This is a genomic window from Pseudomonas sp. VI4.1 (genome assembly GCF_002029345.1).
GTDB lineage: Bacteria > Pseudomonadota > Gammaproteobacteria > Pseudomonadales > Pseudomonadaceae > Aquipseudomonas.
This window is the reverse complement of sequence record NZ_MULM01000046.1, coordinates 1-8,164: the sequence shown is the minus strand read 5'-3', so window position 1 is coordinate 8,164 and position 8,164 is coordinate 1. Positions and strand designations below refer to the sequence as shown.

The window sequence follows — 8,164 nt, the reverse complement described above, 5'->3', positions numbered from 1 at the left end:
TACGCCGCAGAATCAGAGACACTCGTTTCTTGGAACTGCTGTGGAAAACAATCAAAGCTGGCCATATCGATGTCGGACTCTTCCGGGCCGCCAGTGAAGGAGTACCGCAGGGTGGTGTTATTACGCCATTGTTGTCGAACATCATGCTCAATGAGTTCGATCAGTACCTGCATGAACACTACCTGAATCCGAAGGCTCGAAAAGATCGATGGTACTGGAACCACAGCATCCAGCTTGGTCGAAGCACGGCGATCAGAGAGAACTGGCAATGGAAGCCAGCCGTTGCTTACTGCCGATATGCCGATGATTTTGTGATCATCGTCAAAGGCACTAAAGCACAAGCGCAAGCCATCAGAGAAGAGTGCCGGAGTGTGCTCGAAGATAGCCTGAAACTCAGGCTGAACATGGAAAAGACCAAGATCACCCATGTGAATGATGGATTTGTTTTTCTGGGCCATCGGATCATTCGCAAGCGTAGCCGATACGGCGATATGCGTGTGGTCACGACGATCCCACGAGACAAAGCCAGAAGCTTCGCAGCCTCACTGACGGCACTGCTATCAGGTAACCACAGTGAAAGTAAGATCGACATGGTTGAATCAATCAACCGAAAGCTGAAAGGCTGGGCGGCGTTTTATCAATTCGTTGATTTCAAAGCCAAAGTATTCAGCTGTATCGATCGTGTCGTGTTTTGGAAACTGGCCCATTGGCTGGCTCACAAATACCGCTCCCGTATCAAACCCCTGATGCGCCAATGGTGCAAAGCACCTAAGCCCAGCCAAAGTAAGACTTGGGTTTTATTTGGCAAGACCAATAACGGCAAACTCAGCGGTGAAACACTGTATCGGTTAGTTGGGCAAGGCAAGAAGCAGTTCAGGTGGCGTCTGCCCGAAGGTAATCCTTACCTGAGGTCGGAGCCCAGGAATACATGGACCTCACGCTTCACTGAAGTGGCTATGGCGTTCGCCAGCGTTTAAACGGAGAGCCGGATGCATTGAAAGGTGCACGTCCGGTTCGGTGAGGAGAGATAGGGAGATAGCCCGACTACGCCCTGTCTCTTACTCAACTGCCGAGCAACATCAAAGGCCGCTTCTTCTACTGGTACATGGTCAAGGATATCTACAGCCGCAAACTGGTCATGAACGACGTCCATGAAACCGAGAGCGCTGATCACGCTGGCGTGTTGATGGAGCGCGCCTGTCTGCGTGAAAAGATCCTCCCGGACAAATTGATACTGCATTCGGATAACGGCAGCTCTATGAAAGGCGCAACAATGCTCGCTGCGCTGCACGACCTTGGGGTGTTGCCCTCATTTAGTCGCCCACGAGTCAGCAACGACAATGCTTATGCTGAAGCGCTGTTTCGTACAGCCAAGTATTGCTCTCGCTGGCCACAGCGACCGTTTGAATCACTGGATGAGGCGCGTCAGTGGGTGATGGAGTTTGTTGCCTGGTACAACGATGAGCACCTTCACAGCGCTCTAAAATACGTCACACCTTCGCAACGTCATAAAGGGCACGACCGCTTATCACTGGAGAACCGAGCGCACCTGTACCTTGAAGCTCGTCGTCGTAAACCAGAGCGGTGGGCCGGGAGTGTTCGTAACTGGAAGCTACCTGACCATGTCTACTTGAATCGGGAACGTGAGCCTATGAACAGACAAACTGCTTGAGACTGACGCGACAACTACATTGACACACACCGACACCGCCCAAAGTAGCCGGTCGCAACAGGCTAAAAACGGCCAGGAGCGGACTATTGAACGGCTTTCCCCACAGCAGACATTAAGCGTCAAACCAGCTCCCAGTGCGGCTACGCCAGATCTGAGGATTATGTGCCCCACGCCAGATTGCGCCCAGCAGCGAGCTGTGGCAGGGCATTGAACATAGCACCGTTATTAGCATGGGGCCTGACCATTCAGGCTTTTCGCCACAGCTTCACTTCTCTGCCTTAAAGAACGAAAGAACAATAGTAAATCTTTCCCCAGAATTAATAGTAGATACAGCATGGAACGATCTGGGTGATATCTCAAACGCAAAAGCAGTATTGTGTAACGGCATGAAGGAACTCGATACATTCCCAGGTGTGCTGTCAAAAAAAATCATTAAAACACCCCCGTTCGCGTCTACCCAACCCCTGTTTAGCTGAATTAAAACTCTATGGGTCTCTTGCCTCGGGACAAAGTCGTTATGCATTTCAATTGATTGATTTTTTATTAACTTGTGCGCAGATATATCAACCTTGTCAGACAATTCAACTAAAAATAACTGCTCAATATCTTCCTTTATACCACTGATTGATTCCTTTGAAAAAATCCTAGCAATACTATCCGGCAACTCAAGACCTTTAAAATTGAATTCGTATTGCTGGTAGAATTCAGCTATTTTTAAATTCCACGGAGCATCACTTTCAAGCCAAGAAAGAAGAATTTCACTATCCACATCTGAAAGTGCGTTTTCTTGTAGCGCGTGATGAAATGGGTCTTTTATTTTAGCGCCCAAAAAACTTAGAAGTGTCAAAATAAAATTCCTCTTGGTTAAAAATTGAGGCACCTATAATTTTTGGTGAATTTTATCAAAATGATAATATTATTGGCGCCACATGCATCTTGACCACTTCAGTAATGAAGTTTAATTATATAACAATACGCGCTGCCGGATGGTCAATTGCGTGAGAACTTCCTGTAGGTTTGAATACTGAATCATAGCGCCCTCTATACCAAACCATTACAAGCTGTGAATCATTCTGTGTTGTTACCTCGGTAAAGCCCGCATATTCAGCAGCCTTGCGCGACGCTGTATTGGATTTACGCATGTGGGCATAGACGACGTCGTACTGGCTGAGTGCACAGCCGCGTTCATACGCAATACGTCCTATCTGTCGCCCTTGGCTTGGTCGATTCAAAAAAATGTGAAACGATGGATGCAGGCCCCGGACAGTATCATCAACCATATTGATGTAGGCAGTCCCTGCCCTCTTGCCGTCGGCAATGATTATCCATGCCTCGCCACCAGCCCCCCCACCTTTATCTAGCGTACCCGACGTTCTAATCAATACGATCGCATCACTAGATACCGGACCCAGCTTTGATTTGGCCGTCACGGTAGGTGGCTTCGGCGTGGAGCGTCGAACTGGCCTTGCATTCGATTCACTTACCGGTCGAGCCATGGAGACTCTCCCAAGCCAGCTAAAAGCCGCTCACAACTATGCGCCCAAAACTCCGCAGGGAAGAATCCGGGGGAAAACGCAATGACGATATCGTCCAGGCGTTCTAACAAGCCTCGGCATCGCAAGGCATGAGTGAAGGTATCTATCTGATCCAGAATTTCCGCCAGCGACGGATTCAGCGGCCCAGGGTACTCAATCGCATCACTGTCTCCGTCATAGCGATTGCAGAAGTAATCCATGTCAATGTGCAGCAAAATGCCGATTGTACTGTCAGATGAACCATCAATGCCTTCCAGCCAGTCATTCAGGTTAGAGGTAAATCGGTAACGCCCGCGCCCTACTCCAAGCCCATCAGGAACAAGCGTGATAGAAGGCCTCAATGCATCGGGGTCCAGCAATGAATCCGGAATTAACTCTCGCTGGACGGTGGCGTCGACCGTCTCGCTGCACTTTGGGCCCTGGCAAAGATGGCGGACATCCGCTGTGGGTACATAGTGAAGGAAGGGCGTTAGGAAGCTGCCCATACCCAGTGCACCACTCAGGATCGCAGCGGTCACCGTCTGGGGGTCGCAAAGTTCCACTACCCGCCCCTCAATGGGATCGATCCAGTTTTCGAGGCGTTGAAAGATACGGGGAGCGCCAAGGTCTTTGTGATCATCCACGTGGAGCACAACGATATCGACATCATCGGAACGGCCTGTGAGCCACTGGCTCCAGCTTTCCAGCGTCCAGGTGTCATTCAATGAAAGGAGCACGCGCCCTCTGCGTTTACGTGCACCCGCCATATCCTGATATCGCAGATCGCGTCCCCACCAAGCCAGGCCCTCGTCCAGTCGAGGGTCAACGTATCGGAAAGCGTCATTCGACCATTCCAGCACAAGCTCCCATTCGCCCGCTACCTGAATGGCAACAGCATCCTTATCGCAGAAATAATCTCTCAGTTGCTCATGCCTGCGCTGGGCGTCAAGCGATAGCCGGGACAGCGGAACATTTATCGTCGAGGTCATTGGACTTTGTCCCCTCCATGGAAACACGCTTTAATACGTCAACAAGGCTCAAGCCAACATTTGTCAATGGACATGTCTCAAGTGTCGCGAAGGCCTGCTGGAGATGATAGTCAGTGTCTGCAAGCTGCTTGATTGCTCGCAACTGAAGGTCGGCCGGCCCGTGGTCGCGCACGTGAAGCCAGAAGCGTCTGAGCTCTACAAAAACAAAAACCGCATGTAGCAAGCCCGATGGCGGCCGCAGATCTTCACGCCATGGCGAAACAACCTGTGCGGAAGTTCGTTCTACGGTAGGTGTACAACGCTCAAGCAGGTAAAGCTTCTGATGGCGGTGCTCATGGATCAGTGAGTCCGCGAGATCGTAGGGGTTAATCAGCCCATCACCTTGGGAAATCGAGACGTACAGCACCCCTGGCACTGAGTTGTCGCTGAACGACACGATCTTCCGAGGATCAGCGGTGGGGTCGCGAACGAACTGAACGGCACGGTACGCAGCCATCATCTCTACCGCCAGAGCAGGACGCCAGGCCTTGACGATACTCATTGCCTGCTCGACCAGTATTTGGCCTGGGCCGATGAGGTCATCACCTTCAAACACAATGGCATCGCCAAACGGTGCGCGGAGCCAAAAGTCATTTCGACCAACATCGAGGGAGATCGCCCCATCGTCTCGTGCAGCGATCGAGATGAGAAATTCAAGATAATCTGAAGTGGCTGTTATTACCTGCCCATCAACGGAAAGCAATGCTCGCCCATGCTGTTGAGCCAAAACAGCGCCCCCCCAGAAAATAGCTCCGGGGTGCTGAGCCACTCGCTCGAAAGCACCGATACCTACCTCAGTGAGCTGTTGAGTCCGCGGGTCTTCAGAGAAGACGAGCAGCGCGTTCTTCAGCCTCTCGACCGCCTCGTCCTTTGCCCGAGCACACAGCCACTCCATGTCGGAGTGGGAGGTCTCCGCCAGCTCGAAACTGTCCAATGCGAAAGTCTCAGGAATAGGTAGGCGCACCTCTTCCACAAGCCCAGTAGAAAGATGCTCATCAAGGCGATTGCGGATGTGGGCAACCAGGCGCTTCATCTCGTTGCAGTACACCGTAGGGTTAACAAATCCGTTCTCACCGAACCGGTGAGGCAGTGCTCCACCCCCACAGATTTCAACAATGTGACAGGACTGGCAAGCCTCCGCCAACCCTTGCTTACGCAAGAACTTGCGGTGCTTCTCGATTGCTGGAGAACGAGCCACTTCATCTATCGATGTATCACACACATTGCCATTGAGCTTCGTCACGCCGTCCTGAGTGACCTTCAACACGTCCAGGTCGTGATAACTACCGTCCGTCTCGATTGAAAGCAGGCTCACGTCACCGAAGCCAAATGCGTCGGTGCTCGATGGCAGCCCGGCACAAACGTCGAGTAGAGCCTCGAACGTTCTCAAGGAAATGTGAGGATATCGGTCGAACCAAACATCGAATGCATTGACCAACCACTGCTCATATAACCCTGGATCTTGGTTTCGGCCTGGAGGGGGACGAAGCCAGTGGGCATCAGGAAGCAGGAAGTCCAATCGAGGAATGGTGAACTGATCAAAATACTCGAAAAGCTCATCCGCACAAACGGACGCGTCCACCACTGCGATGACGCCGGCAAAGATCTCTGGATAGCGCTGAAGGCGTTGCAGGGCCTGCTCTGTCTGCTCGAAGCTGGAGCGCCCTTTACGAGTCAGTCGATGTTTGTCATTGACCGCCTTAGGCCCGTCCAGACTCAACGAAACGCCGATATCAGCGTTAGATAGAATCCCCAAAGCTTCGTCAGTCAGCAAGAGCCCATTGGTTTGAAGGCTCACATCGACAGGGATGCTGCAGGTCTGGCGAACCAGTTCTGCAAACGCAGCCAGCGCCGAAGCGCCTAGTAGCAAAGGTTCTCCGCCATGCAGGATCACCGAACAGTGGGTCAGCCCACTTTGGATGGCATAGTTCGCAAGCTGACGAGCGAAGGCTTCGCGGTGGGTGACGGACAGAAACTTGGGCATGGAGCGCCAACTCTGATCCGCGTGGTGGTAGACATAGCAATAATCGCAGTCAAGGTTGCACCGCGACGCTACTTTTACCAAAAACGACGAAAACTTAGCGGCGCCCATGCAAGTGAATCACGAGCGATTATGGCGATGGTGCATGCGGTCATAGCTTGTGATGACCTGGCTAGCATCCGATTCAGTCAATACGCGCATGCGCAGGCGCTGGATTGCTGGGTTAGTGCTTTGCCCTTTAACCAAGCATTGGCGGATAGTCGTCGGGGTCGATTTTTCAATCTTGAATGCAGCAGAAGACATCACTTACCTCCTTGATACGCTGAAATGCCATCATTATGCCGCATTTGTATTAAGTGTGTGAAGCTGATCGAGTCTCTGCTGCTGAAAAGCGACCATTCGATTCAAAAAAATCTCAGCCACACATAACCGCCTTGACTACACCCCCAAGGAGGTTAGCCCCATGTCATTACAGTGTCCTCGCTGTCATTCCCCCAAAATCGCTTCTTTCCATCACGCCATGAAAGTCGGCGCGGCCATCGGCACCGTGGGTGGTGCTGCGCGCGGCGTCAGTGCTGCGCTGGCTGGGGGCCAAGCGGGCGCGCTTATTGGCGCTATCGCCGGCCCTGTCGGTATCACTCTCGGTTCGGTATCGGGTGCCATCCTCGGTGGGCTGGCCGGCGGTGTCGGTGGCTGTGCTCTCGGCGCCCAGTTGGGTGAGTCGCTCGATCGCCACGTCCTGGCCCACAACCTCTGCTTGCTATGTGGGCACCGCTTCAACCTCCCGACCTAATCGAGTCAACTTACCTCTATCTATTACATCCGGACGGTGCTGCGCTTTGCGTGGCGCTTTATGCCGGCTTGCACCTAAAGGAATTACAACCATGGCTCATCTCGTCGAAACTATGGCCTATGCTGGCGCAACTCCCTGGCATGGCCTGGGCAATCAGCTCACTCAGAAGCAACCCATCGAAGTTTGGCAACGCGAAGCCGGCATGGACTGGGAGATACAGGAAAGCCCGGTTCACTTCAAATCAGAAACCGTCGGTCACCTGGGCGCGATCCATTCCTTCCCCGAGCAGAAGGTGCTCTTCCGCTCGGACACCAAAGCACCGCTGTCGGTGGTCTCTCAGCGCTACCACACCGTGCAACCGCGCGAGGTGCTGGAGTTCTACCGGGATCTAACCGAGGTCTCCGGCTACGAGCTGGAAACGGCCGGCGTACTGAAGGGTGGCCGCAAGTTCTGGGCGTTGGCGCGTACCGGGCAAGGTGCTGCGCTCAAGGGTAACGATCAGGTCAACGGCTACCTGCTGCTGGCCACATCCTGCGACGGCACCCTGGCCACCACGGCAACACCCACTACCGTGCGCGTGGTCTGCAACAACACCTTGACCATCGCCTTGGACGGCGCCAGCCGCGCGATCAAAGTGCCGCACAACACTCGCTTCGACCCGAAGACAGTAAAGAAGCAGCTCGGCATCGCCGTCTCGCAATGGGACGACTTTATGTACCGCATGCGTGCGCTGGCCGAACGCAAAGTCCAGTGGCATGAGGCGCTGGGCTTCTTTATGAACGTGCTGTGCGAGACCAATCCGACGGGCGCACTGCCGGAGGTACTGCCCAACGAACGCGCCCTGCGAAAGGTTCAGGAGCTGTACGAAGGTCGCGGCCGAGGCAGTCAGCTGGACTCGGCTCGCGGTACCGCCTGGGGCCTGCTCAACGCCGTAACCGAGTACGTCGACCACGAACGTCGCGCCCGTAGCAACGAGTACCGCATGGACTCAGCCTGGTTCGGCCAAGGGGCGCAGATCAAGCAACGCGCTCTGGACACCGCCCTGCAACTGGTCGCCTAACCGGTTACTTCCCCCCCAAAAAACGCCCGATCAGCCTCGTTGCTGATCGGGCGTTTCTATTTCTGCAAGGTGAACGCTATGAACGTTACTCCGTTGCGCAGCACTAGCAAGGCTCG

General features: G+C 53.5%; 9 protein-coding genes. 4 read left to right on the top strand and 5 right to left on the bottom strand.

The features are described from left to right. The coding region (locus tag BZ163_RS00935) for a reverse transcriptase domain-containing protein (RefSeq protein ID WP_128869435.1) at positions 1-977 on the top strand (977 nt) is incomplete at its 5' end. A 74-nt stretch (positions 978-1,051) separates the two neighbouring features. Further along, positions 1,052-1,672 carry a transposase gene (locus BZ163_RS00930; RefSeq protein WP_371916778.1) on the top strand — a complete coding sequence of 207 codons (621 nt, stop codon included), beginning with the start codon at positions 1,052-1,054 and terminating at the stop codon, positions 1,670-1,672. A 265-nt stretch (positions 1,673-1,937) separates the two neighbouring features. Here the strand turns inward: BZ163_RS00930 and yhhC are convergent, their stop codons facing one another. From yhhC to yhhA, 5 genes are all read right to left on the bottom strand, one after another. After that, complete coding sequence (gene yhhC, locus BZ163_RS00925) at positions 1,938-2,519, bottom strand: cyclophane-containing peptide 2OG-Fe(II) oxygenase YhhC (RefSeq protein WP_128869433.1); 582 nt, start codon at positions 2,517-2,519, stop codon at positions 1,938-1,940. Positions 2,520-2,634: 115 nt separating this feature from the next. Next, the gene (locus tag BZ163_RS00920; RefSeq protein ID WP_128869432.1) at positions 2,635-3,168 is read right to left on the bottom strand and encodes a GNAT family N-acetyltransferase; all 534 of its coding nucleotides are present in this window, start codon (positions 3,166-3,168) and stop codon (positions 2,635-2,637) included. Further along, entirely contained in the window at positions 3,153-4,175 is a 1,023-nt protein-coding gene (locus BZ163_RS00915; protein ID WP_128869431.1) for a hypothetical protein, read from the bottom strand. Before BZ163_RS00915 ends, BZ163_RS00920 begins: the two co-directional genes overlap by 16 nt. Continuing rightward, positions 4,132-6,306: a cyclophane-forming radical SAM/SPASM peptide maturase YhhB gene (yhhB, locus tag BZ163_RS00910; protein ID WP_128869430.1), complete on the bottom strand. Its 2,175-nt coding sequence runs from the start codon at positions 6,304-6,306 to the stop codon at positions 4,132-4,134. The genes BZ163_RS00915 and yhhB overlap by 44 nt, the downstream gene beginning before the upstream one ends. Before the next feature lie 9 nt (positions 6,307-6,315). Beyond that, entirely contained in the window at positions 6,316-6,498 is a 183-nt protein-coding gene (yhhA, locus tag BZ163_RS00905; RefSeq protein ID WP_128869429.1) for a YhhA family cyclophane-containing RiPP, read from the bottom strand. 160 nt (positions 6,499-6,658) lie between these two features. On the opposite strand from yhhA, the gene BZ163_RS00900 reads away from it, so the two are divergent. Together BZ163_RS00900 and BZ163_RS00895 are read left to right on the top strand one after the other, a co-directional pair. Beyond that, entirely contained in the window at positions 6,659-6,988 is a 330-nt protein-coding gene (locus BZ163_RS00900; protein ID WP_075226479.1) for a hypothetical protein, read from the top strand. 91 nt (positions 6,989-7,079) lie between these two features. Then, on the top strand, positions 7,080-8,048 hold the full coding sequence (locus BZ163_RS00895) for a DUF932 domain-containing protein (protein ID WP_128869428.1): 969 nt from the start codon (positions 7,080-7,082) through the stop codon (positions 8,046-8,048). The last annotated feature ends 116 nt before the right edge of the window (positions 8,049-8,164 follow it).

Bases quoted from the DNA above. Each gene is read 5' to 3' on its own strand.
- BZ163_RS00900 (WP_075226479.1), top strand. From the start codon at position 6,659: ATGTCATTACAGTGTCCTCGCTGTCATTCCCCCAAAATCGCTTCTTTC.
- yhhA (WP_128869429.1), bottom strand. From the start codon at position 6,498: ATGTCTTCTGCTGCATTCAAGATTGAAAAATCGACCCCGACGACTATC.
- BZ163_RS00915 (WP_128869431.1), bottom strand. From the start codon at position 4,175: ATGACCTCGACGATAAATGTTCCGCTGTCCCGGCTATCGCTTGACGCC.
- yhhB (WP_128869430.1), bottom strand. From the start codon at position 6,306: ATGGGCGCCGCTAAGTTTTCGTCGTTTTTGGTAAAAGTAGCGTCGCGG.
- BZ163_RS00895 (WP_128869428.1), top strand. From the start codon at position 7,080: ATGGCTCATCTCGTCGAAACTATGGCCTATGCTGGCGCAACTCCCTGG.
- BZ163_RS00920 (WP_128869432.1), bottom strand. From the start codon at position 3,168: ATGGCTCGACCGGTAAGTGAATCGAATGCAAGGCCAGTTCGACGCTCC.